The 22,636-nt window shown below is 55.6% G+C and carries 23 protein-coding genes; 14 read left to right on the top strand and 9 right to left on the bottom strand.

Going from position 1 to position 22,636, the window contains the following annotated elements:
• Positions 1–46: 46 nt before the first annotated feature.
• On the bottom strand, positions 47–529 hold the full coding sequence (locus LC417_RS06460) for a zinc ribbon-containing protein (RefSeq protein WP_010258963.1): 483 nt from the start codon (positions 527–529) through the stop codon (positions 47–49).
• 222 nt (positions 530–751) lie between these two features.
• On the opposite strand from LC417_RS06460, the gene leuS reads away from it, so the two are divergent.
• From leuS to lipA, 13 genes are all read left to right on the top strand, one after another.
• Positions 752–3,334 carry a leucine--tRNA ligase gene (gene leuS, locus LC417_RS06455; protein WP_223565628.1) on the top strand — a complete coding sequence of 861 codons (2,583 nt, stop codon included), beginning with the start codon at positions 752–754 and terminating at the stop codon, positions 3,332–3,334.
• Between the two features lie 14 nt (positions 3,335–3,348).
• Positions 3,349–3,948 carry an LPS assembly lipoprotein LptE gene (lptE, locus tag LC417_RS06450; protein ID WP_010258965.1) on the top strand — a complete coding sequence of 200 codons (600 nt, stop codon included), beginning with the start codon at positions 3,349–3,351 and terminating at the stop codon, positions 3,946–3,948.
• Positions 3,945–4,976, top strand: coding sequence for a DNA polymerase III subunit delta (gene holA, locus LC417_RS06445; RefSeq protein WP_033779587.1), 1,032 nt, complete (start codon positions 3,945–3,947; stop codon positions 4,974–4,976). Before lptE ends, holA begins: the two co-directional genes overlap by 4 nt.
• A complete protein-coding gene (gene nadD / locus LC417_RS06440; RefSeq protein ID WP_122889105.1) occupies positions 4,969–5,613 on the top strand; it encodes a nicotinate-nucleotide adenylyltransferase in 645 nt (214 codons plus the stop codon). Before holA ends, nadD begins: the two co-directional genes overlap by 8 nt.
• A gap of 92 nt (positions 5,614–5,705) precedes the next feature.
• Positions 5,706–6,023: a ribosome silencing factor gene (gene rsfS / locus LC417_RS06435; RefSeq protein WP_010258968.1), complete on the top strand. Its 318-nt coding sequence runs from the start codon at positions 5,706–5,708 to the stop codon at positions 6,021–6,023.
• A 3-nt stretch (positions 6,024–6,026) separates the two neighbouring features.
• Positions 6,027–6,497, top strand: a complete 471-nt coding sequence (gene rlmH / locus LC417_RS06430) for a 23S rRNA (pseudouridine(1915)-N(3))-methyltransferase RlmH (RefSeq protein ID WP_010258969.1) — start codon at positions 6,027–6,029, stop codon at positions 6,495–6,497.
• A gap of 34 nt (positions 6,498–6,531) precedes the next feature.
• Positions 6,532–8,436 carry a peptidoglycan DD-transpeptidase MrdA gene (gene mrdA / locus LC417_RS06425; RefSeq protein WP_223565627.1) on the top strand — a complete coding sequence of 635 codons (1,905 nt, stop codon included), beginning with the start codon at positions 6,532–6,534 and terminating at the stop codon, positions 8,434–8,436.
• Between the two features lie 8 nt (positions 8,437–8,444).
• Positions 8,445–9,557 (top strand): peptidoglycan glycosyltransferase MrdB, encoded by a 1,113-nt coding sequence (gene mrdB / locus LC417_RS06420; protein WP_010258973.1) that lies wholly within the window; start codon positions 8,445–8,447, stop codon positions 9,555–9,557.
• Positions 9,558–9,567: 10 nt separating this feature from the next.
• On the top strand, positions 9,568–10,665 hold the full coding sequence (gene rlpA, locus LC417_RS06415; protein ID WP_033756879.1) for an endolytic peptidoglycan transglycosylase RlpA: 1,098 nt from the start codon (positions 9,568–9,570) through the stop codon (positions 10,663–10,665).
• Between the two features lie 131 nt (positions 10,666–10,796).
• Positions 10,797–12,008: a D-alanyl-D-alanine carboxypeptidase DacA gene (dacA, locus tag LC417_RS06410; protein WP_010258977.1), complete on the top strand. Its 1,212-nt coding sequence runs from the start codon at positions 10,797–10,799 to the stop codon at positions 12,006–12,008.
• 100 nt (positions 12,009–12,108) lie between these two features.
• On the top strand, positions 12,109–12,372 hold the full coding sequence (gene ybeD / locus LC417_RS06405) for a DUF493 family protein YbeD (protein WP_003854030.1): 264 nt from the start codon (positions 12,109–12,111) through the stop codon (positions 12,370–12,372).
• Between the two features lie 80 nt (positions 12,373–12,452).
• On the top strand, positions 12,453–13,112 hold the full coding sequence (gene lipB, locus LC417_RS06400; protein ID WP_223565626.1) for a lipoyl(octanoyl) transferase LipB: 660 nt from the start codon (positions 12,453–12,455) through the stop codon (positions 13,110–13,112).
• 169 nt (positions 13,113–13,281) lie between these two features.
• Positions 13,282–14,247, top strand: a complete 966-nt coding sequence (lipA, locus tag LC417_RS06395) for a lipoyl synthase (protein WP_010258979.1) — start codon at positions 13,282–13,284, stop codon at positions 14,245–14,247.
• 112 nt (positions 14,248–14,359) lie between these two features.
• Here lipA and tatE read toward each other — a convergent pair whose 3' ends face one another.
• From tatE to LC417_RS06365, 6 genes are all read right to left on the bottom strand, one after another.
• Entirely contained in the window at positions 14,360–14,563 is a 204-nt protein-coding gene (tatE, locus tag LC417_RS06390; protein WP_010671272.1) for a twin-arginine translocase subunit TatE, read from the bottom strand.
• A 92-nt stretch (positions 14,564–14,655) separates the two neighbouring features.
• Positions 14,656–15,426 carry an amino acid ABC transporter ATP-binding protein gene (locus tag LC417_RS06385; protein ID WP_010258981.1) on the bottom strand — a complete coding sequence of 257 codons (771 nt, stop codon included), beginning with the start codon at positions 15,424–15,426 and terminating at the stop codon, positions 14,656–14,658.
• Positions 15,423–16,367, bottom strand: coding sequence for an amino acid ABC transporter permease (locus LC417_RS06380; RefSeq protein WP_187507852.1), 945 nt, complete (start codon positions 16,365–16,367; stop codon positions 15,423–15,425). Before LC417_RS06380 ends, LC417_RS06385 begins: the two co-directional genes overlap by 4 nt.
• Positions 16,364–17,251: an ABC transporter substrate-binding protein gene (locus LC417_RS06375; protein ID WP_061704241.1), complete on the bottom strand. Its 888-nt coding sequence runs from the start codon at positions 17,249–17,251 to the stop codon at positions 16,364–16,366. Before LC417_RS06375 ends, LC417_RS06380 begins: the two co-directional genes overlap by 4 nt.
• 22 nt (positions 17,252–17,273) lie before the next feature.
• Positions 17,274–18,062, bottom strand: coding sequence for a deaminated glutathione amidase (locus LC417_RS06370; protein ID WP_223565730.1), 789 nt, complete (start codon positions 18,060–18,062; stop codon positions 17,274–17,276).
• A complete protein-coding gene (locus LC417_RS06365) occupies positions 18,062–19,030 on the bottom strand; it encodes an ABC transporter substrate-binding protein (protein ID WP_223565625.1) in 969 nt (322 codons plus the stop codon). Before LC417_RS06365 ends, LC417_RS06370 begins: the two co-directional genes overlap by 1 nt.
• Positions 19,031–19,150: 120 nt before the next feature.
• Here LC417_RS06365 and LC417_RS06360 point away from each other — a divergent pair, with 120 nt between their 5' ends.
• Positions 19,151–20,506: a PLP-dependent aminotransferase family protein gene (locus LC417_RS06360; RefSeq protein WP_223565624.1), complete on the top strand. Its 1,356-nt coding sequence runs from the start codon at positions 19,151–19,153 to the stop codon at positions 20,504–20,506.
• Here LC417_RS06360 and LC417_RS06355 read toward each other — a convergent pair.
• Together LC417_RS06355 and cspE are read right to left on the bottom strand one after the other, a co-directional pair.
• Positions 20,484–20,915, bottom strand: coding sequence for a GNAT family N-acetyltransferase (locus LC417_RS06355; protein WP_010258992.1), 432 nt, complete (start codon positions 20,913–20,915; stop codon positions 20,484–20,486). The genes LC417_RS06360 and LC417_RS06355 overlap by 23 nt on opposite strands.
• 226 nt (positions 20,916–21,141) lie before the next feature.
• Positions 21,142–21,351, bottom strand: a complete 210-nt coding sequence (gene cspE, locus LC417_RS06350) for a transcription antiterminator/RNA stability regulator CspE (protein ID WP_006118399.1) — start codon at positions 21,349–21,351, stop codon at positions 21,142–21,144.
• Positions 21,352–22,636 lie beyond the last annotated feature (1,285 nt).

Raw genomic sequence — 22,636 nt, 5'->3', positions numbered from 1 at the left:
GGCGGGTCACTTAGGGTGGCCCGCTTCATTTAGCTACGCCGCACTATCAGGGTTCAAAAGGCTGACGCTGGAACTGGTCATTGCCGCATTCCGGACAACGTGACAGCGTTTCGGGCGTGTAGATTGCCCGGGTGAACTGGCATTTCTCACAGACCAGATTGCCCAGCCCCACCACTTCCCCGCTCTGATAAACCCCGTGATGATGCAGATCCTGGAAGACCTCTCGCCACTCCAGCTGACTTTTATCGGTGATATCCGCCAGCTCTTTCCAGACGCTCTCGCGGATGATGCGCATAAACAGTGAGTCCGCCAGCGGTTCTTCCACATCGGTGTAGCTGCGTGCAAACTCGCCCAGATCACGGCGCACTGAGCTGAGCGCCTGGTCAATCTCCTGTTCCGTCATATCATCGCGCACCAGCAACTGGCTTCGTCGCCCGGCAATCAGCTCATCAAGGTTACGATCGCCCTGACGAAGACGTTCGGTCAATACGGCTAACGACTCGCGATATTCCTGAGCCACTTTATTCATTTTGTTCTCCTTTATGCAGACCCTCGCTGAACTAAGTTTAGTCGTAATGTTGCTTTTGCCGTGTCGTCTGTACAGTGAATTACAAAAGGGTGAAGGCTCTGACGCTTTCGGCAGAAATCGTGCCGGCAAAAGTGGGAAGTGTTGTTGATACGCGGCCTTATGGGTATGCTATGCGGATCTTAGAGCCAGAAAAATGTTTTTCATAAAGGACCACAGGCAGCCATGCAAGAGCAATACCGCCCGGAAGAAATTGAATCCCGTGTGCAGCAGCACTGGGATGAAAACGAAACGTTTAAAGTGACTGAGCAGGAAGGTAAAGAGAAATACTATTGCCTCTCCATGTTGCCCTATCCTTCTGGCCGCCTGCACATGGGCCACGTTCGTAACTACACCATCGGCGACGTAATCGCGCGTTATCAGCGTATGCTCGGCAAAAACGTACTACAGCCGATTGGCTGGGATGCTTTCGGCCTGCCTGCGGAAGGCGCTGCGGTGAAAAACAACACCGCTCCGGCCCCGTGGACTTACGACAATATCGCCTACATGAAAAACCAGCTCAAACTGCTGGGCTTTGGCTATGACTGGAGTCGTGAACTGGCAACCTGCCAGCCAGAGTACTATCGCTGGGAACAGTGGTTCTTTACCAAACTGTATGAAAAAGGCCTAGTCTATAAAAAGACCTCTGCCGTGAACTGGTGCCCGAACGATCAGACGGTGCTGGCGAACGAGCAGGTGATCGACGGCTGCTGCTGGCGCTGCGACACCAAAGTTGAGCGTAAAGAGATCCCGCAGTGGTTTATCAAAATCACCGATTATGCGGAGGAGCTGCTGAACGATCTGGATACGCTGGAAGAGTGGCCTGAGCAGGTCAAAACCATGCAGCGTAACTGGATTGGCCGCTCTGAAGGTGTCGAAATCACCTTCGATGTGGCTGACAGCGAAGAGAAGGTCACTGTCTACACCACCCGCCCGGATACCTTTATCGGCGCAACCTATGTTGCCGTTGCCGCAGGCCATCCGCTGGCGACCCAGGCGTCGGTCAATAATCCGGCGCTGGCTGACTTTATCGCTGAATGTCGCAATACCAAAGTGGCTGAAGCCGATATGGCGACCATGGAGAAGAAAGGCATGGCGACCGGCCTGTCTGTTGTTCATCCGCTGACCGGCGAGCTTATCCCGGTCTGGGTTGCCAACTTCGTACTGATGGAATATGGCACCGGCGCTGTGATGGCGGTTCCGGCGCACGATCAGCGCGACTGGGAGTTTGCCACTAAATATGATCTGCCGATTAAGCCGGTCATCCTGAATCCGGATGGTTCCATTCCTGATGTCAGCATTGCGGCGATGACTGACAAAGGTGCGCTGTTCAACTCAGGTGAGTTTAACGGCATGGATCACGCCACCGGTTTTAACGCCATCGCGGATTCGCTGGCGGCAAAAGGCGTGGGCGTGCGTAAAGTGAACTACCGCCTGCGCGACTGGGGTGTCTCCCGTCAGCGCTACTGGGGTGCCCCTATCCCGATGGTGACGCTGGAAGATGGCACCGTTATGCCTGCACCAGAAGACCAGCTGCCGGTGATCCTGCCGGAAGATGTGGTGATGGATGGCATTACCAGCCCAATCAAAGCGGATCCGGAGTGGGCTAAAACCACGGTAAACGGCCAGCCTGCCCTGCGTGAAACCGACACCTTTGACACCTTTATGGAGTCTTCCTGGTACTACGCGCGTTATACCTGCGCCAGCTACAAGGAAGGCATGCTGGATCCGGCAGCGGCAAACTACTGGCTGCCGGTCGATCAGTATGTGGGCGGTATTGAACACGCCATCATGCACCTGATGTATTTCCGCTTCTTCCACAAGCTGCTGCGTGACGCGGGCCTGGTGAACTCCAATGAGCCAGCCAAACGTCTGCTGTGCCAGGGCATGGTGCTGGCTGACGCCTTCTACTACCTTGGTGCCAACGGCGAGCGTAACTGGGTTTCACCGGTTGACGTTGAGGTTGAGCGGGATGAGAAAGGCCGCATTGTTAAAGCCACAGACACGCAGGGCCGCGAAGTGATCTACGCGGGCATGAGCAAAATGTCGAAGTCGAAAAACAACGGCATCGACCCACAGCTGATGGTTGAGCGTTACGGCGCGGATACCGTGCGTCTGTTTATGATGTTTGCTTCACCGGCGGATATGACGCTGGAGTGGCAGGAGTCGGGCGTTGAAGGGGCGAACCGCTTCCTGAAACGTGTCTGGAAGCTGGTCTTCGAGCATACACAGAAAGGTGCGACCGTGGCACTGGATGTGGAGAGCCTGAATGACGAGCAGAAATCGCTGCGTCGCGATCTGCACAAAACCATCGCCAAAGTGGCGGATGATATTGGCCGTCGTCAGACTTTCAACACCGCCATTGCGGCGATCATGGAGCTGATGAACAAACTGGCACGCGCCCCGCAGGAAAGCGAGCAGGATCGCGCCCTGATGCAGGAAGCGCTGCTGGCCATCGTCCGTCTGCTCTATCCGTTTACCCCGCACGCCTGCTATGTTCTGTGGCAGACGCTGGGTGGCGAAGGCACTATCGATGAAGCGAGCTGGCCGGTTGCGGATGAAGCCGCTATGGTTGAAGATTCGCTGCTGGTAGTGGTTCAGGTTAACGGTAAAGTGCGCGGTAAAATCACCGTGCCAGCCGATGCAACACAGGAACAGGTTCAGGCACGCGCTGCGCAGGAGCATCTGGTAGCGAAGTATCTGGACGGCGTGACTATCCGTAAAGTCATTTATGTACCGGGCAAACTGCTTAACCTGGTCGTAGGTTAAGTTCAGGAGGAACTGTGCGACATCCGATTATCAGGCTGTTTGTCATGCTGGCGGTGGTGATCACCGCTGGCTGTGGTTTTCATCCGCGCGGCACCACTCAGGTGCCCAGCGAACTGAAAACCCTGATTGTTTCAACCGGCGATCCTTATGGGCCGCTGGCGCGTACTGTGCGTCAGCAGCTGCGTATCAACGATGTCAAAATTGTTGAAGACAGCAAACAGAATCGCACCGATATTCCAACGCTGCGCCTGGGGCCTGAATCCTCGGGCCGTAACACGGCTTCGGTCTTTATCAGCGGCACCACTGCCGAGTATCAGCTGGTGATGACCCTCACGGCGCAGGTGCTGCTGCCGGGCAAAGGTATCTATCCTATCAGCACCACGGTTTATCGGTCATTCTTCGATAACCCGAACGCTGCGCTGGCAAAAGATGCCGAGCAGGATCTGATTACGCAGGAGATGCGTCAGCGTGCTGCTGAACAGCTGGTACGTAAACTGCTGACGGTACACGCCGCGCAGATCAACAGCAAAGAGACCTTACCGGCGTCAGTGATTCCGGTGCCGGGTCAGGGTTCACAGGAAGCGCCCACTTCCTCTGCTACCAGCCTGCAATGATCAGGATTTATCCTGAGCAACTCAGCGCGCAGCTCCGTGAGGGGCTGCGCGCCTGTTATTTGTTAGCCGGTAACGAACCGCTGCTGTTGCAGGAAAGTTCAGATGCGATTCGCGTCGCCGCAACCGCGCAGGGATTCGAAGAACATTTTAGTTTTACGCTGGATGCACAGACTGACTGGGAGAGCCTGTTCGTCAGTTGCCAGTCACTGAGTCTGTTTGCTCAGCGTCAGACCATGACGCTGCAATTCCCCGATAATGGCCCCAACGCCGCGATGGCAGAACAGCTGGTTAAGCTGTCGCAGTTGCTGCACGCCGATATTCTGCTGATCTGCCGGATGGCGAAGCTGACCAAAGCGCAGGAAAACAGCGCCTGGTTTAAAGCGTTGTCCGCCTCTGCGGTACTGGTGCCCTGTCAGACGCCTGAACAGGCGCAACTGCCACGCTGGGTCGTTAATCGCGCTAAGGCGCTGAAATTATCGGTGGATGACGCGGCCGTGCAGCTGTTGTGTTACTGCTATGAAGGCAATCTGCTGGCGCTGGCGCAGGCGCTGGAGCGGCTTTCGCTGCAGTGGCCCGACGGCAAGCTGACACTGCCCCGGGTTGAAGAGGCGGTCAGTGATGCCGCGCATTTTACTCCTTTCCACTGGGTGGATGCCCTGCTGGCGGGAAAAAGCCGCCGCGCCCTGCATATTCTGCATCAGCTGGAGAAAGAAGAGAGCGAAGTGGTGATACTGCTGCGTACGCTGCAGCGTGATCTGCTGACGCTGCTGCATCTGCAACGCCAGCAGACAGCGCAGCCGCTGCGTACGCTGATGGATCAGCAGCGCATCTGGCAGAACCGCCGTGCGCTGTTTACCGACGCGCTGCAACGACTGGATGCCACGCGTCTGCAACGCGCCATTCATCTGCTGAGTCAGATTGAGATCACCCTGAAGCAGGATTATGGACAGCCGGTGTGGCCGCAGTTACAGACCCTGACGCTGCTGCTCAGCAGTCGTGCTTTTCCGACGAGCTTTGCCCATGTCTGAGTTACACGCACTGTTTGGCGGCACCTTTGATCCGATTCATTTTGGCCATCTGCGCCCGGTCGAAGTGCTGGCGCAACAGACCGGCCTGCAGCGTGTGACGCTGCTGCCCAACAATGTGCCGCCGCATCGTCCGCAACCGGAAGCCAGCGCTGCCCAGCGGGTTGCTATGCTGCGCTGCGCTATCCGCGACCTGCCGCTGTTTGAGATCGATACCCGCGAGCTGGAACGCGACACGCCGTCCTGGACCGTGACCACCCTGGAAGCCTGGCGCACCGAACGCGGTGCAGAACAGCCGCTGGGGTTTATTATTGGTCAGGATTCATTGCTGAGCTTATCAAAATGGCATCGCTGGCAGGATCTGCTGTCACTCTGCCATCTGCTGGTGTGCCAGCGCCCCGGCTATCCGACCCGGTTCGACTCGCCTGACATGCAGCGCTGGCTTGAGCAACACCTCGCTCAGGATATCCGGCAGCTGCATCAGCAGCCCGCAGGCCATATCTGGCTGGCGGACACCCCTCTCTATGACATTTCGGCCACTGAAATTCGCCGCCGTCGCCACCAGAATCAGTCCTGCGACGATCTGTTGCCCGCTGCGGTTATCGATTATATCGACCGCGAAGGCTTATATCGCGACTGATCCGGGCATGCTATACTACGCCGCTTAATTTTTTGGCTGCACTCTCCGGGCTTACAGCCGGCTCGTTACCACCAGATTCCAAGGGGAACCTTTTGCAAGGTAAAGCACTCCAAGAGTTCGTTATTGATAAGATTGATGATCTCAAAGGCCAGGACATTGTTACCATCGACGTTCAGGGCAAATCCAGCATCACCGATTTCATGATCATCTGCACCGGCACCTCCACGCGTCATGTGACTTCGATCGCAGAACACGTAGAGCAGGAGTCGCGTTTAGCAGGCCTGATGCCATTAGGCATTGAAGGTAAAAGCGCGGCAGACTGGGTCGTGGTCGATCTGGGTGATGTCATCGTGCATGTGATGCAGGAAGAGAGTCGCCAGCTGTATGAGCTGGAAAAACTCTGGGGCTAATCGGTGAAACTGCAACTTGTTGCCGTCGGCACGAAAATGCCTGACTGGGTGCAGACCGGTTTTATGGAATATCTGCGCCGCTTCCCGAAAGATATGCCGCTTGAGCTGACCGAAGTGACCGCAGGTAAACGCGGTAAAAATGCTGATATCAAACGCATTCTTGAAAAAGAGGGTGAAGCGATGTTAGCGGCGGTCGGCAAAGGCAATCGCATCGTCACGCTGGATATTCCTGGTCATCCGTGGGAAACCCCGCAGCTGGCACAGCAGATTGAACGCTGGAAGCTGGATGGTCGCGATGTCAGCCTGCTGATTGGCGGGCCTGAAGGCCTGGCCCCCGCCTGTAAAGCGGCGGCAGAGCAGAGCTGGTCACTGTCAGCATTGACGTTGCCCCATCCGCTGGTGCGCGTGCTGGTAGCCGAAAGTCTGTATCGGGCCTGGAGCATAACGACAAATCATCCTTATCATCGTGAATGACCGATCAGCCCACATCAGACATGACAAGTAGCGGATGAAATTACAAAGCAACGCCTTTCGCGATTACAGCGCCGAACAGAAACTCTTTGTCCGTCGGGCCTTTATCGCCTTCGTCGGTATCTTACTGCTCTCTTCAGTACTGGTGGTTAACCTTTACCACCTGCAGATCCTTCGCTTTGATGATTACAGCACCCGCTCCAACCAGAACCGTATCAAACTGGTGCCTGTGGCCCCCAGCCGCGGCATAATTTACGATCGTACCGGCACGCCGCTGGCGCTGAACCGCACTATTTATCAGGCAGAACTGGTTCCGGAAAAAGTTGATAATCTGCAACAGACCCTGGAAAACTTACGCCCGATTCTTGAGCTGACTGACGACGACCTCGAAAACTTCCAGAAAGAGCGTAAACGCTCGCGTCGGTTCACCTCTATCCCGGTTAAAACCGGTCTGAATGACGTGCAGGTCGCGCGCTTTGCGGTCAATCAGTACCGCTTCCCCGGCGTGGAAGTTAAAGGTTACCAGCGCCGCTACTACCCTTACGGTGCCACACTGACGCATGTGGTCGGCTACGTCTCAAAAATCAACGATCGTGACGTTGCACGCCTCGACAAAGAGGGCATATGGCCTAACTACGCCGCGACGCACGACATCGGTAAGCTGGGCATTGAAGCCTATTACGAAAATTTGCTGCACGGCAAAACCGGCTTTGAAGAGGTTGAGGTCAACAACCGTGGCCGGGTCATTCGCCAGCTGCATGAGGAGTCCCCTCAGGCAGGCCGTGATATCTATCTGACTATCGATCTCAAACTGCAGCAATATGTCGAGACCCTGCTGGCGGGCAGTCGCGCGGCCGTCGTGGTCAGCGACCCGCGCACCGGCGAAATTCTCGCCATGGTCTCAACGCCCAGCTATGACGCCAACATGTTTGTCGACGGTATTTCCAGTAAGGATTACCGCGGCCTGCTGGAAGATGAAAACCGCCCGCTCTATAACCGTGCGATTCAGGCTGCCTATCCACCGGCTTCGACGGTTAAACCTTATGTGTCGGTCTCTGCCCTGAGTGCTGGCGTGATTAACCGTAATACCAGCCTGTTTGATCCCGGCTGGTGGCAGCTTCCCGGTTCAGAAAAACGCTTCCGCGACTGGAAAAAATGGGGCCACGGACGTCTGAACGTCACCAAAGCGCTGGAAGAGTCTGCCGATACCTTCTTCTATCAGGTTGCCTATGACATGGGCATCGACCGTCTGTCGGAGTGGATGAATAAATTTGGTTACGGCAGCCGTACCGGCATCGATTTACCGCAGGAGAGCGCCGGTAACATGCCGACCCGCGACTGGAAACAGAGACGCTTTAAAAAGCCGTGGTATCAGGGCGATACTATTCCGGTGGGGATCGGACAGGGTTACTGGACCGCTACGCCGTTGCAGATGAACAAAGCGATGATGATTCTGATCAACGACGGCGTCGTCAAGGTGCCGCATATGCTGCGCGCCACCCGCGAAGGCCGCACCCTGGTGCCCTATCGCCAGCCGCCTGAAGCCCCGATTGGTGATATCCATTCCGGCTACTGGGAAATTGCCAAAGATGGCATGTATGGCGTGGCGAACCGGCCCAACGGCACCGCGCACAAGAGCTTCGCCGATGCGCCCTATAAAATCGCCGCCAAGTCCGGTACGGCGCAGGTCTTTGGCCTGAAAGAGAACGAAACCTATAACGCCCATAAAATTGCTGAACGATTACGCGACCATAAATTAATGACCGCGTTTGCCCCTTATGACAAACCTCGGGTCGCCGTGACCATTATCCTGGAAAACGGTGGCGCCGGTCCGGCTGTCGGCACCGTCATGCGCCAGATTCTGGATCACATTATGTTGGGTGATAACAATACAGTCCTGCCGGACGCCGCTCCTGTGCCGCCCGGTTATGAAGGTGAATAAACATGTCGATGCAAGATAGTCCGCAGAAACGTTCGATCTGGATGCGCATCCACATCGATCCGCTGTTTATGCTGATCATTCTCGGCCTGCTGACCTACAGCGCTGTGGTGATCTGGAGCGCCAGTGGTCAGGACCCCGGCATGATGGAGCGTAAACTCGGTCAGATCGCGATGGGGCTGGTCATCATGATTGTGCTGGCGCAGGTACCGCCGCGCGTCTATGAAGGCTGGGCGCCCTATCTCTATATTGTCTGCGTCATTCTGCTGGTGGCGGTGGATGCCTTTGGGCAGATCAGTAAAGGCGCTCAACGCTGGCTTGACCTCGGCTTTGTGCGTTTTCAGCCCTCTGAGATTGCCAAGATAGCGGTGCCTTTAATGGTGGCGCGCTTTATCAACCGCGATGTCTGTCCGCCGACGCTGAAAAATACCGGCATTGCGCTGATTCTGATCTTCCTGCCCACCCTGCTGGTGGCGGCACAGCCCGATCTCGGCACCTCAATTCTGATTGCCGCCTCCGGCTTGTTTGTGCTGTTCCTCTCGGGTATGAGCTGGAAACTGATTGGCGTAGCCGTGTTGCTGGTCGCCGCCTTTATCCCGATTTTGTGGTTTTTCCTGATGCACGATTATCAGCGTGACCGCGTGATGATGCTGCTCGACCCGGAAACGGACCCGCTGGGTGCCGGTTATCACATTATCCAGTCGAAAATTGCTATTGGCTCAGGAGGCCTGCGCGGTAAAGGCTGGCTGCAGGGCACCCAGTCTCAGCTGGAGTTTTTGCCGGAACGTCATACCGACTTTATCTTTGCGGTTCTGGCTGAAGAGTTAGGCCTGGTTGGCGTGCTGCTGCTGCTGGCCCTTTATCTGCTGCTGATCATGCGGGGATTGGTTGTGGCAGCCCGGGCGCAGACCACCTTTGGCCGGGTAATGGCGGGCGGTTTAATGCTGATTTTATTCGTTTATGTTTTCGTTAACATTGGCATGGTTAGTGGTATCTTACCGGTAGTTGGCGTGCCGCTGCCGCTGGTCAGTTATGGCGGCTCCGCGCTTATCGTGCTTATGGCGGGATTTGGCATTGTGATGTCGATCCACACTCACCGAAAAATGTTATCTAAAAGTGTCTAAGAGGCTGCAGATGCGTAAGGAATGGCTTGGCGTTGCACTGGCATCACTGGTTCTGGCGGCCTGTACCACGCCGGAACCCCAAAATACGGCGCCGCCGCAACCGGCTTACAATGGACCGGTTGTTGAGATTCCAGGCGTTGAGCCACGTTATGAGCCGATCAATCCAGGCACCAGCCAGGATTACAGCGTGAACGGCAAAAATTATCGCGTCATTAAAGATCCGTCGAACTACAGTGAAGTCGGCCTGGCCACCTGGTACGGCGAAGAGGCGCAGGGCAACCGCACCGCTACCGGCGAAGCCTACGATCCTGATGCGCTGACCGCGGCCCACCCTACTCTGCCGCTGCCGAGCTATGTGCGCGTGACCAATATCGCGAATGGCCGACAGATTGTGGTGCGCGTTAACGATCGCGGCCCTTACACGCCAGGACGCATTATCGACCTGTCGCGGGCTGCCGGTGACCGCCTGAATATCTCCAACAATTCGCGCGTGCGGGTTGATTACATCAAGGTCGCCCCAGACGGTTCGCTCTCTGGCCCCGGCACCATCGGGACCGTCGTGGCAAAACAGAGCTACTCTCTGCCTGCCCGTCCAGACCTGAGTGGTGGCGCGGTGATGAACGGCGGCAGCTCAGCACCCTCAGAGCCGCCTGCGCAAAATGTTGAGGCCATCAGCAACAGCACGCTGCAAAGCGGTGACAATATGGGCGCGCCGGTGCAGAGCAGCGGCTTTCTTGGTGCACCCCAGCCATTAGCGACCGGCGTACTGGAAGGTAATGAACCGCCAGCCGCCGCACCCGCCAGTTCCGCACCGGCAGTCAGCAATGCTGCTCCCGCAGCAGCCAGCGCCGCGCCTGCAGCCAGCAGTGGTGGTGCCGACGGATATGTAGTGCAGGTCGGTGCGCTGAATGACCCGGCGCGTGCCCAGCAGATGATGAAAAGCCTGAGCCAGCGTTATGGTGTGCCCGGTAAGGTAGAAGACGCGGGCAACAATGTGTATCGCGTTCAGCTCGGCGGTTACGCCTCCCGCGCCGAAGCGGCTGCGCTGCAACAGCGTCTGAGCAGTGAAGGCCAGGCCGCCTCATTTATTACTAACACGCGTCGCTGAACCGTTTATCAGACAGCTGCACGTTACGTCTGCTAACAACCCAATCATCACGCCCGGTGCCAGTTAATCTGGCATTGGGTATGATGAGTGACATTTTCAACCTCAAACTCACGGATGTTGTAGTCCTACACATGAACACGCTGAAATCATCTCGTTTGCTGAAACGCCTGACAGTGGGATCACTGATCGCTTTCTCTCTCAGCCATGCTGCTATTGCTGATGACGTCAATCTCAAGACCATGATTCCGGGCGTGCCGGACATTGATGCCGAAGCGTACGTCCTTATCGACTACAACTCAGGCAAAGTGCTGGCAGAGAAAAATGCCGATGCACGCCGCGATCCTGCCAGTCTGACCAAGATGATGACCAGCTATGTCATTGGTCAGGCCGTTAAAGCGGGTAAAATTCATCAGGACGATATGGTCACCGTCGGCCCGGATGCCTGGGCGACCGGCAACCCGGTGTTCAAAGGCTCCTCGCTGATGTTCCTGAAGCCAGGCGACCGCGTGCCGGTCTCTCAGCTGACCCGTGGGATTGTGCTGCAGTCCGGTAACGATGCCTGTGTTGCGATGGCTGACTATGTCGCTGGCAGCCAGGATGCGTTCGTTAACCTGATGAACAATTACGTCAAAGCGATTGGCCTGCAGAATACCCACTTCCAGACCGTTCATGGTCTGGACGCGGAAGGTCAGTACAGCTCCGCGCGCGATATGGCGTTGATCGGTCAGGCGCTGATCCGTGACGTGCCGGAAGAGTATGCTGTCTATAAAGAGAAAGAGTTCACCTTCAATAATATCCGTCAGATGAACCGTAACGGTCTGCTGTGGGATACCAACCTGAATGTGGACGGCATCAAAACCGGTCATACCAACTCAGCCGGTTACAACCTGGTGGCGTCTGCGACTGAAGGCCAGATGCGCCTGATTTCTGCTGTGATGGGCGGTCATACCTACAAAGGCCGTGAGACCGAGAGTAAGAAACTGCTGACCTGGGGCTTCCGTTTCTTTGAAACCGTGGCGCCACTGAAAGCGGGCAAAGAGTTCGCCTCTGAGCCAGTCTGGTTCGGCGATAACGACCGTGTGCAGCTGGGCGTGGAAAAAGATGCTTACCTGACCATCCCACGTGGCCGCATGAAAGATCTGAAAGCCAGCTATGTGCTGACCAACACGGAACTGCATGCACCACTGAAGAAAAATCAGGTGGTCGGCAGCATCAACTTCCAGCTGGATGGCAAGACTATCGAACAGCGTCCGCTGGTGGTACTGAACGAGATCTCTGAAGGGGGTTTCTTTGGCCGTATCGTTGATTACATCAAGCTGATGTTCCATCACTGGTTCGGTTAAGCGTGGCGGGTGATTGAAAAATCACCCCTTCGCCCCCATTACACGATATTATGTTGCTCCCGCTCAGGCGGGAGCCTGTTTTTTATGCACCGGAGTTAATATGAAAACCAAACTGAATGAGCTGCTCGAATTTCCTACCCCGTTTACCTACAAAGTAATGGGTCTGGCACAACCGGAGCTGGTTGATCAAGTGGTTGAAGTGGTGCAACGCCATGCGCCAGGCGACTACAGCCCTGAAGTTAAGCCGAGCAGCAAAGGCAACTATCACTCCGTCAACATCACTATCACCGCCACCCACATCGAGCAGGTAGAACGCCTGTACGAAGAGCTGGGCAACATCGAAATTGTGCGGATGGTACTGTAATTTACGGGTCGGCAAGGCGCCTCTGCCTGACGGTTTGCCGACGTTATCCTCAGCGTTATTTCCTTTAGCGGGCTATCGTTTTGTCAGTTGAAACTCTTCTTGTCCGCCAGTCAGGTCTGCGCGACTGGCAATCTGTCTCCGACGCCATGCATCACTATACCGACCAGCGCAACGACCAGAGTCGTGATGAAATCTGGCTGGTTGAACATCCTCCGGTCTTTACTCAGGGTCAGGCGGGCAAAGCAGAGCATCTGCTGATGCCAGGCGAGATCCCGGTGGTGCAGAGTGACCGTGGGGGTCAGGTCACCTATCACGGGCCAGGACAGCAGGTGATGTACGTCCTGATCGATGTAAAACGCCGTAAGCTCGGCGTACGCCAGCTGGTGACCATTCTGGAAGAGACGGTTATCGCCACCCTGGCAGAGTTTGGCGTCAGCGCCCGCGCCCGTGCTGATGCACCTGGCGTCTACGTCGGGGAAGAGAAGATCTGTTCACTGGGATTACGCATCCGTAAAGGCTGCTCGTTTCACGGTCTGGCGCTGAATGTTGCTATGGACTTGTCGCCCTTCCTGCGCATCAATCCCTGTGGTTACGCCGGCATGAGCATGACCCAGTTGAAAAATTTCCAGCCAGAGGTGACGACGGAGCAGGTACACTCTCCGCTGGTCAGCGCGTTTGCGCGGCTGTCAGGTTATGAAAATATTGAATGGATTTCAGGGGATCTCCCGGTTAAACCTTAACGCAGAATGCGAATTTACAAATATGTAACTTATCCGCGCTGACTGTGGCTGCTTCGCAGGCGATGTGATGATATAATTTTTGCACTTTTTTCAAATAAAGTTGAAAGCAGCCTTCCCGGTTTGAGTGGGAACGCTTTCAAATCGCAATCCGACCGGAACCTGCTGATTTATGAGTAAACCAATTCAGATGGAACGCGGCGTCAAATATCGTGACGCAGACAAAATGGCGCTGATCCCGGTGAAAACCGTGGCTGTTGAACGGCAGGAGATGTTGCGTAAGCCGGAATGGATGAAAATCAAGCTGCCAGCTGACTCCAGTCGTATTCAGGGCATTAAGGCCGCGATGCGTAAAAACGGGCTGCACTCAGTCTGTGAAGAGGCATCCTGTCCTAACCTCGCCGAATGCTTCAACCACGGCACCGCCACCTTTATGATCCTTGGCGCAATCTGTACCCGTCGTTGTCCGTTCTGCGATGTGGCACATGGCCGCCCCAATGCCCCTGACGCTAACGAACCCGCTAAACTGGCGCAGACGATTGCCGATATGGGCCTGCGCTACGTGGTGATCACCTCGGTTGACCGCGATGATTTGCGTGATGGTGGCGCACAGCACTTTGCCGACTGCATCAGCGCGATTCGCGAAAAAAATCCGACGATCAAAATTGAAACGCTGGTGCCAGACTTCCGTGGCCGTATGGATCGCGCGCTGGAGATTCTCACCGCGACGCCACCGGATGTGTTTAACCACAATCTGGAAAACGTACCGCGCGTCTACCGCCAGGTGCGTCCGGGCGCGAACTACGAGTGGTCACTGAAGCTGCTTGAACGTTTCAAAGAGGCGCATCCTCACATCCCGACAAAATCGGGTCTGATGGTGGGCCTGGGCGAAACCAATGCCGAAATCGTTGAAGTGATGCGCGATCTGCGTCGCCATGGTGTCACCATGCTGACGCTGGGCCAGTATCTGCAGCCGAGCCGCCACCACCTGCCGGTTCAGCGTTACGTCAGCCCGGCTGAGTTCGATGAAATGAAAGAAGAAGCGATGGCGATGGGCTTTACCCATGCCGCGTGCGGTCCGTTTGTCCGTTCTTCCTATCATGCGGATATGCAGGCCAAAGGCGAAGAAGTGAAATAAGCACGCTTTTGCTTCAGGAAGCCCGAAAAACAAAAAACCAGACTGGAAACAGTCTGGTTTTTTTATCTGTGCCTGAAATAAAAAGTAACAGTTATTTGCAGCAAATAACCGATTAATCTTTATGAACGACGCGTTCTGCCGGCACGTCTTCAGCCGCAGTTCGGGTTGCGCTGGTATCTTCATCTTTCATGGCTTTTTTAAAGCCCTTGATTGCGGAGCCCAGATCGCCACCCAGTGAGCGCAACTTGTTGGTACCAAAAAGCAGTACGATAAGCGCACCGATAATCAGCAGCTTGGCAATACTGATACCTTCCATATTTAACCTTTCAACTTTATCGAATCACGGTGACTGATATTTACGCGCAGTTTGCCTGCGGCGACAACTGGAATCTGTAACAGAGTAAGATCTCAGATGAAACGACTCAGGAACGCCTGGGTGCGCGGATGCTGTGGATTCGCGATCACCTCTTCAGGCGTGCCCTGCTCCACCACCACCCCCCCATCCATAAAAACCACGCGATCGGCGGCTTCCCGCGCAAAGCTAATCTCATGAGTCACCACGATCATCGTTAATCCCTGGTCGGCCAGGGTACGCATGGTCGCCAGCACTTCGCCCACCAGTTCCGGATCGAGCGCGGAGGTCGGCTCATCAAACAGCATCAGCTGCGGCTTAATCGCCAGCGCCCGCGCAATCGCCACACGCTGTTGCTGTCCGCCAGAGAGGTGACGTGGCCAGGCGTCCGCTTTATCGCTTAACCCCACCGTCGCCAGCAGCGATCGGGCATGGGCCATCGCCTCCTGACGCGGGAATTTATGCACGCCGATGGGCGCTTCAGTGATGTTCTGCAGCACGGTCATATGGGGGTAGAGATTGAACTGCTGAAACACCATGCCAATTTTCTGGCGCTGACGGGCGATCTGGCGTGGCGACAACCGGTGCAGCACATGCCCTTTAAGTACATAACCGATCTGCTCATCACCGACCCGAATCGATCCGGCGTTCATCTCTTCAAGATGATTGATGCAGCGCAAAAACGTGGATTTACCGGAACCGGATGGCCCGAGGATCACTACTACCTCACCGGGCCAGACATCCAGATCGATCCCTTTCAGAACCTGATTGTCGCCGTAATTCTTCTGCACGTTGCGGGCGCAGACCAGGGGTTCACGCTGACTCATTGCTCCTCCTGCTGGGGTTGCACGTTAGCCGCGATGGTGGCGCGTCTGGGGGCGCTGGCCACCCGACGAGTGCCACGCGCGTAGTAACGCTCGATGGCGGACTGGCCCAGATTGAGGATCGAGGTGATCAGCAGATACCAGATCACCGCCACCATCAGCATCGGGATGATCTCGAAGGTACGGTTGTAGATCGCCTGCACCGAGTAGAGCAGATCGCCCATTGCGATCACGCTGACCAGCGACGTCGCCTTGATCATGCTGATCAGCTGGTTGCCGGTGGGTGGAATAATCGATCGCATCGCCTGAGGAATGATGATGCGCCGCAGCGCCCGTGAACGACTCATGCCAAAGGCCTGGGTAGTCTCTACCTGACCGTTATCCACCGACAGCAGACCGGCGCGAATAATTTCCGCCATATAGGCCGCTTCATTCAGCGCCAGCCCGGCAATAGCGGCTGTCAGTGGGGTGATCAGATCGTTGGTGTTCCAGCTGGCCAGCGTGATATCGGTCCACGGCAGCGTCAGCGACAGCGCCGGAAACAGCGTAGAAAGGTTGTACCAGAAGATCAGCTGTACCAGTAGCGGCGTGCCACGAAAGAACCAGATATAGAGTCCGGCAACGCCGCGCAGCAACCGGTTCTCAGAGAGCCGCCAGACACCCAGCAGCAGACCGAGCAGCGTGCCGAGCACCATCGACACCACTGTCAGCCCCAGAGTGACTTGCAACCCTTTGAGCACGGATCCTTCGGTAAACCACTTGAGTACCACCTGCCATTCAAAATTAGGGTTGGTCGCCACCAGCCACAATAGATTGGTGCCGATCACCAGCACTAAAATCCAGCTGATCCAGCGTCCGTAAGTGGGGGCGTTGCGAGCGAACGCCACGTCGCGCAGCTGTGCCTCGCCTCTGTCACCGCTGTGCAGATGGCGCGGCGGGCTCATTTGCTGGCCTCTTTCGCCAGATTCAGTCCGGGTGCGGTGGTCATGTTGCCCTCAAGCTGCCACTTTTTCATGATGGCCGCATATGTCCCGTTCTGATACAACTCCTTGTAGGCATCCAGCACCACCTGACCCAGCGGCGAGCCTTTCGGCACCACCGTGCCCTGGAAAATATCGCCAAAGCCGTTTTTCTGCCCTTTGCCCGCCAGCTCAAGTTGCCCTTTCGCCTGATTAACAAAGTAAGTCAGCGGCGCCTGTGATGAGAAGAACGCATCGGAGCGTTTAGAGCGTACCGCCAGAATTGATGAAGGCTGATCGGTAAAGGCCTGCACCGTCACGGCCGGTTTCCCGTCGGCCACACACCGGTCTGACTGCTTACGGATAACCTGTTCCGCAGAGCCAGCGGCCATAACGGCAATGCGCTTGCCGCAGGTGTCGTCCAGCTGATTGATTCTGGCCGGATTGCCCTTCTGCACGCCAAACACCACAAACTCCTGCACAAAATCGATGAAATCCACTTTCTGCTGACGGTCCGGATAATCACCAATCGGCCCAATCGCCAGCTGATAACGACCCGCATTGATGCCGGTGAGTACGCCTGATAAACCACTCACCGTCGCATGCTCGATCTTCACACCCAGCAGTTGTGCCAGTGCAGTCGTTAATTCGGCCGACGCGCCCTCCATTGAGTGCGGGCCATTCACAATTTCATAGGGCGGAAATGAACCGTTATTCACTGAAATCATTTTGCCCGATTTTTTGATCTCATCCGGCAGCCTGTCATGCAGGGCCTGGTCAACTTTTTGCACCGGAATAGCGTCGGCAGCCTGCGCCAGGGATGCAGTCAGCCCCAGCGCCACGATTAAGGCGGTTGCTCTCTTCGTCATAATGGATTCCTGGTTCAGCGGATCAGTTGAGTTCGGGACGGGCAAAGCGCCGGTTTTCCAGTACCGGTAGCACCCGGCGGGCATAGGCGACGCGCTCAGGATCGAGATCGGCAAACAGCAGCGCCGGCGATTCAGCCGCATTTGCCACCGCCACGCCCAGCGGATCGACCACCAGACTGTTGCCGATATTGCGCGGGCCGCACTCCCCCACCGCCACCATATAGCAGGTGTTTTCCAGCGCGCGGGCGCGGGTAAGCAGTTCCCAGTGCATCTCTTTCAGCGGACCTTTAACCCAGGCGGCAGGCAGCACCAGCACCTCTGCACCATCCAGCACCAGCCGACGCGCCAGCTCCGGGAAGCGCACGTCATAGCAGGTCATTAATCCGACTTTCATACCCGTGACCTCAATCAGCGGTGGAATGACGTGGCCGGGATTGACCCGCTGCGACTCCTGCATCGCAAAGGCATCGTACAGATGCAGCTTTTCATAGGCGGCGATGATCTCACCGTTGCGGATCGCTACCAGCACGTTGAGCGCTTTTTGCTCGCCGGTGGGAACGTGAATGCTCATCATGGTGGTCAGCGCAGTATGCTTGCTGGCGGCCAGCAGCTGGCTCAGAAAAGGACCATCCAGCGGCTGCGCCGCCTTCAGCACTAAATCGGGGTCGGCTATATCACGTGCCAGCACCCCTTCCGGCAGTACCAGCAGATCGGCGCCACCTTCTGTCGCCCGCTGCATTAAGTCCAGACAGATACGGGCGTTCTCCTGCCATTCGCGGCTCACCGCAAATTGTCCCAGTGCTACTTTCATCATTTCTCTTCTCCCGCAGCGGCCGGAAACATTGCTTCCGGCGTCAGTACCTGGTGAGTCAGCCCTTGCTCATAGAGCTCGCGACCAAAGTCCGCAATCATCTTTCTGTTAACGCTAAAACCATTCTGATTCCAGTCAGCGGACAATTCCTGCGCAGTGCGTCGCAAATCGTCCAGCAGCCACGGCGTGGTGTCGGCATATTTCTCTCTTTTCTGCATCCACAGCCGGTAAGAGCGATCGATGACCTCACTTAACGCCGCAGGCAGCCACGGATGCGCCGCCGCCAGTGCCGGTTTCAGCGCCAGAATATGGATGCCCGGCACATAGCCGACACGATTAAAGTAGTCCCGCTCCGCCTGATAAAAATCGGTCTGCAGCTGACGTAATCCCGAACCCGGCAGGAAAAAGCCCTCCGGCATAAATGGCGTGAAGATGGCATCCAGCTCACCCGCCTGCAGCATCTCTATCAGCGGTCGTTCGTCAGGCGCGGGTTCAATGCGGCCCGGGCGGCCAAATCCCGCCAGCCGATCGACAATCGGATGATCGGCAGTAAGACGACCGGCATACCAGAACACATCATCGATTTCGACGCCTGCTTCACGCAGCACCGTGCGTGTCCAGGTATTGCCCGAATCCTGCCAGCCGGTGACGCCGATTCTCTTACCTTTCAGCTGCGCAGGCGTGGTGATGGGGCTGCTGCTGGTGGTGATAATGCAGCGCTGGCGGAAGCCGCGCATCAGGAAGTGCGGCAGGCCAAGCAGTGTTTCGTCTCCTCTGGCCCGGCCCTGAGCATAGCGGCTGAAGGAGACTTCGCCCGCGTCATAGTCGGGGCTGGTCGCCAGATCATTCACCAGCGTGCCGACGCGGTCGATCTGCAGTTCAAAACCTTCTGGTCTGATATCGCCCAGCGCCAGCGGGGTGAAGTAGTCCCAGTCGCGTACCGCCAGTCTGATGAGTAGCCTTGCCATGATCTCTCCGTTTACGCTGCACCGTCGGGACGGGGCATAAAATAGTGCTTGAATTTGATACTAGATCCGGAATACTTACCTGAACAATCATTAATTTGTTACTGAACAAAGTATTTTCTTATGACAGAGAGCGTCGACCTCAACTGGTTTTGCAGCCAGATAAAATCGCCTTCGGTGAAAGGCATTGCCCAGGCAGCCTCCGCGCTGATTCGTGACGGACAGATCGCGACAGGTATGCAGATGCCTGCGGTGCGGGAGATAGCGGAGCAGCTGGGTGTCAGCCCGGCAACCGTTTCTGCTGCCTGGGCGCAACTCAGAAAGCAGAAAGTGCTGGCGGGCAAGGGGCGCAGTGGTGTCTGGGTCAGTAGTAATACGGTGATGCCGCGTCCGATTCGCTTTGAGAAGATCGGCAACTACGGTGATAACATCCGCGCCGATCTGACCCTCGCCGCGCCTGACCCCGCCCTGCTGCCTGACCTGCAGCGTGCGCTGCAGGCGGCCCTGCACTCACCGCAGCTCAACAGCTACACCCGTGAGGCGATTTCCGCGCCGCTGCTTCAGGCGATCGCGCCGCGCTGGCCCTATGCTGCAGAGGCGTTTCTGGCGACAGATGGCGGTTTTGACGCGATGAATCTGCTGGTGCAAACCCTGGTCTCGCCGGGAGACCGCGTGATTATTGAAGATCCGACCGCGACCCGGCTGCTCGATATACTGGATAACGTCGGCGCAGAGATTCTGCCGCTGGCGTGTGATGATCAAGGCCCGCTGCCAGAGGTTCTTTCTCTTCTGCTGGAGCAGGCACCGGTAATGTTGATCTATCAGCCCCGCACCCACTCGGCCACCGGGAACAGTATCAGCCCGGCGCGACGTCAGGCAATGGCGCAGGTTCTGCAACAAAGCAACACACTGATCGTTGAGGATGATGGTATTGGCGATCTCTCCGCGGAGGCGAGCTGGAGCCTGGGTTCAATCTTTCCTGAACGCACGCTGCACGTCCGTTCGTTTTCCAAAGCCTATGGACCGGACCTGCGGCTGGCAGTGCTCTCTGCCACCTCGGAGATGGTCAGGCGCATTCAGTCATGGCGAAATTTTGGCGTCAGCTGGACCAGCCGCATTCTGCAGGATGCGGTGGCGTGGCTGCTGGAGGATGAGGAAACGCAACGGCAGATCGCCACCGCACGCGCGACCTACCGGCAACGGCGTGAAGCGTTGCTCGCGGCGCTGGCACAGCGTGGGCTTGATCTGCCGCTTCGCGACGGATTAAGCCTCTATATTCCGGTGATTTCAGAGCAGTTTGCCATGATCACGCTGGCTGCCCGCGGTATTGCGGTCGTGCCAGGCGAGCGCTGTCGGCTCGGCCCAACCCAATTTATTCGCGTCAGTATCGCCAGCCTCAGGGATGAACAGCGGGAGATGATTGCCGGGGCGCTGGTCATCGCCAGCGGACGGGAATTTAACTCGCTTGCAGATCTTTGATGAGATAACAGGGGGATTCAACATAGCCTTCACGGGCGTAGAACTGGTTCGCCTTGAGACGTGACTGATGGCAATGGACTTCCATGCGATCGCAGCCACGACGAGCCGCCAGCATTTCGGCATGCTGAATCAGCTGCTGGCCGACGCCTTTACTGCGCTCACCTTCTGCAATGCAGAAATAGCTGATGCGGGCGAAATCACCGGCCAGCGCCAGCTGAGGAATAAAATGTAAGGAGAGAAACCCCAGCACCTGACTGCCATGTTCAGCCACCAACAGCGCTTCACTGGGATCGCTGCATAACTGCGCCAGGCGCTGTTCAATAAAGCTTTCAGTGCCGCCGTAGCCTAACTCGCTCAGTAATGCACTCAACGCAAAACTGTCTTTCAACTCTGCCTGACGTATGTTCATCCTGCCTCCTCACTCACCGGGTTCTGTCGCACAGTTATATAGCGTCGCAAGCCAAAAAGCTGCATATCGGGTTGTTATAAATATGTTACGGTTATTTAGTGTGAACCGCCGCGCAGTTTGTGCGGCAACACGCCGAGAGTGAGAGTACGACAGGGGGGATGAAGCGCAGATTACAGCCATAAAAAAACCCGCCATAAGGCGGGTTTTTAGAATTCTGACTGTTAACTTACAGACTGATAACGTTAGCAGCAGATGGGCCTTTAGCGCCGTCGGTGATTTCAAACTCTACGCGCTGACCTTCAGCCAGAGTTTTGAAGCCGTTGCTCTGGATTGCAGAGAAATGTACGAATACATCTTTGCTGCCATCTTCAGGAGTAATGAAACCGAATCCTTTAGATTCATTAAACCACTTAACGTTACCTTTGATCTTAGACATCTATATTACCTTTACATGAAAAATGGACACTAAACTGTGTCGGGGTCTAGTACAGCAATTGCTGAGGGATTTGTCCAGCATGATTTGATGAAAAAGTGATAAATATCGACATTCTGTACATCCATCACACTTTCCTGCTTTTCGACTTGCGAAACATCGCTCAACGCGTATCAGGCGCAGAGCGGGTATCGGTCGCTAACCTGCTGGAAACGAAACCCTTTTTAATTTTAAGCGGTTACGTTACTGACGTTAAAAAGAAAAATCTGATTAAGATATATTCCTGTTCTTAATGACGTTTACGCCGGTAAAAGGTCAATTTTTTTCTATCATCCGGACGTTAATTCCCATGACCTTAAACCCGTTTTTCTGCTTTTTCAGGCCACCGTCCTGCCAGTGGCTATTTATTGTACGATAAATCTTAAATTCGCTGGCGCAAATCCCACTCCCTCGCCAAAAAAAATGAGTCGGCTGTGCCATTATCATCAGTCATGGCAGGCTATTCGCGGATATTTTAGCCAACAACTAATAAACACTGATCTGGATCAATGAAATGCTTTTTAGTGGCCGGATGCGCATTTGGCAACAAACAATCAAAAGCATAAGAAACTACTTTTCTTATCGCAGTGCGAAATAATATTGCCGCGCAATAGATAAAGTCCGCTTAACCGGTCAGGCACAGGCATCCGTTAATGCTGAGCAAAAGGAGGGTGAGACACAGGATGGTGATGAAGATACGTTGCGGTCAATGTGGAAGCGCCCGATTCGTTTTTACTGATTACCGCGAGGGCCAGCGAAACTTTCATGGTGCCTGCTGCGCATACTGTAAGAAACCTCTGGGCTCACAGGATCTGCTGCCCAATACGCCGATGGATCCCATTACAGACGCTCTGTTGGCCAGCCAGAAAACATTGCGGGCACCTGATTAGGTGCCCGCTGTTGCTGAAGCGTTAACAGATATCAGAAAATCAGTTTGAACACCCCTGTCAGGGTCAGTAAGCCCACGATAAAAATGATCGCGATAATCCACAGAATAATTTTCATTTCCTTTCCCCTCACCAATTAAACACTTTTCCTGTAAGCATTATAGACAGGAAAGTGCGCCCTGCCGCTTCACTTACGGCTCAACTGGTCATAAGTTCATCAACCCTGAGCTTTATTTAAATTCTGAGATAACGATCGCAACACCACTTTTTAACGGCTCTCTTTCTTCGTTTTACAGAACACTCCTGGCTAAAATTTAGGCGGCAAGGCAGGCCTCAAGAGTGATGAGATTGAAAATGAGTCG

It is taken from the genome of Pantoea sp. OVA07A, from assembly GCF_019969975.1.
GTDB lineage: Bacteria > Pseudomonadota > Gammaproteobacteria > Enterobacterales > Enterobacteriaceae > Pantoea > Pantoea agglomerans.
This window is presented reverse-complemented; position numbering and strand designations above follow the sequence as displayed.

Bases quoted from the DNA above. Each gene is read 5' to 3' on its own strand.
- LC417_RS06385 (WP_010258981.1), bottom strand. From the start codon at position 15,426: ATGAGTCAGCGTGAACCCCTGGTCTGCGCCCGCAACGTGCAGAAGAAT.
- LC417_RS06380 (WP_187507852.1), bottom strand. From the start codon at position 16,367: ATGAGCCCGCCGCGCCATCTGCACAGCGGTGACAGAGGCGAGGCACAG.
- ybeD (WP_003854030.1), top strand. From the start codon at position 12,109: ATGAAAACCAAACTGAATGAGCTGCTCGAATTTCCTACCCCGTTTACC.
- lipA (WP_010258979.1), top strand. From the start codon at position 13,282: ATGAGTAAACCAATTCAGATGGAACGCGGCGTCAAATATCGTGACGCA.
- LC417_RS06370 (WP_223565730.1), bottom strand. From the start codon at position 18,062: ATGAAAGTAGCACTGGGACAATTTGCGGTGAGCCGCGAATGGCAGGAG.
- holA (WP_033779587.1), top strand. From the start codon at position 3,945: ATGATCAGGATTTATCCTGAGCAACTCAGCGCGCAGCTCCGTGAGGGG.
- LC417_RS06375 (WP_061704241.1), bottom strand. From the start codon at position 17,251: ATGACGAAGAGAGCAACCGCCTTAATCGTGGCGCTGGGGCTGACTGCA.
- LC417_RS06365 (WP_223565625.1), bottom strand. From the start codon at position 19,030: ATGGCAAGGCTACTCATCAGACTGGCGGTACGCGACTGGGACTACTTC.
- cspE (WP_006118399.1), bottom strand. From the start codon at position 21,351: ATGTCTAAGATCAAAGGTAACGTTAAGTGGTTTAATGAATCTAAAGGA.
- tatE (WP_010671272.1), bottom strand. From the start codon at position 14,563: ATGGAAGGTATCAGTATTGCCAAGCTGCTGATTATCGGTGCGCTTATC.
- dacA (WP_010258977.1), top strand. From the start codon at position 10,797: ATGAACACGCTGAAATCATCTCGTTTGCTGAAACGCCTGACAGTGGGA.
- nadD (WP_122889105.1), top strand. From the start codon at position 4,969: ATGTCTGAGTTACACGCACTGTTTGGCGGCACCTTTGATCCGATTCAT.
- leuS (WP_223565628.1), top strand. From the start codon at position 752: ATGCAAGAGCAATACCGCCCGGAAGAAATTGAATCCCGTGTGCAGCAG.
- mrdA (WP_223565627.1), top strand. From the start codon at position 6,532: ATGAAATTACAAAGCAACGCCTTTCGCGATTACAGCGCCGAACAGAAA.
- LC417_RS06360 (WP_223565624.1), top strand. From the start codon at position 19,151: ATGACAGAGAGCGTCGACCTCAACTGGTTTTGCAGCCAGATAAAATCG.
- LC417_RS06355 (WP_010258992.1), bottom strand. From the start codon at position 20,915: ATGAACATACGTCAGGCAGAGTTGAAAGACAGTTTTGCGTTGAGTGCA.
- rlpA (WP_033756879.1), top strand. From the start codon at position 9,568: ATGCGTAAGGAATGGCTTGGCGTTGCACTGGCATCACTGGTTCTGGCG.
- mrdB (WP_010258973.1), top strand. From the start codon at position 8,445: ATGCAAGATAGTCCGCAGAAACGTTCGATCTGGATGCGCATCCACATC.
- LC417_RS06460 (WP_010258963.1), bottom strand. From the start codon at position 529: ATGAATAAAGTGGCTCAGGAATATCGCGAGTCGTTAGCCGTATTGACC.